At 65.5% G+C, this 446-nt stretch carries 1 protein-coding gene; it reads left to right on the plus strand.

Translation table 11 applies throughout. The features are described from left to right. A partial coding sequence (locus K9U40_RS23830) for a hypothetical protein (RefSeq protein ID WP_282892526.1) occupies window positions 1-280 on the plus strand: 280 nt, incomplete at its 5' end. Window positions 281-446: the final 166 nt, after the last annotated feature.

Consider the following 446-nt stretch of genomic DNA (forward strand, 5'->3'; position numbering starts at 1 on the left):
GCATATCGCCCGGAACTTCGACCGTTATGGATGGGAAGTGCAATCGAGCGTGCTTTTCTTTCTCGGCAAGATCGCCCCGTCCGTGGCGTGCGAGGTGGCGCTCGAGGGCTTGGGGCGCGTGCATGTGCGCGCCTTCTCCTGCTTCGAGGAGCTCAAACGCCTCGTCGATCTGATGTTGCTCCACGGGGAAGCGACTGGCCGCGAGGCGCCAGTGGATGTCGATGGGTACTTCCAGGCTGCCTACCTGCTGCTGCATCCGCCCCGGCAGCCGGCGCCATGAATCTGCTGCGGTTCCTGCTGCAGGCGGGCGGCGAAGGCTTCAAGGCCGTGGAGTTTTCGTCTGCGGCGGTAAATGCCGGTATTCCCATGGGAGCCGTTGCCCACGTCCGGAAGCCGCCGGTTGGGCCGGCCATGGATTCCGGTGTGCCGGGCACTGGGGGCGATGC

The organism is Xanthobacter autotrophicus (assembly GCF_030015065.1).
Lineage (GTDB): Bacteria > Pseudomonadota > Alphaproteobacteria > Rhizobiales > Xanthobacteraceae > Xanthobacter > Xanthobacter autotrophicus_D.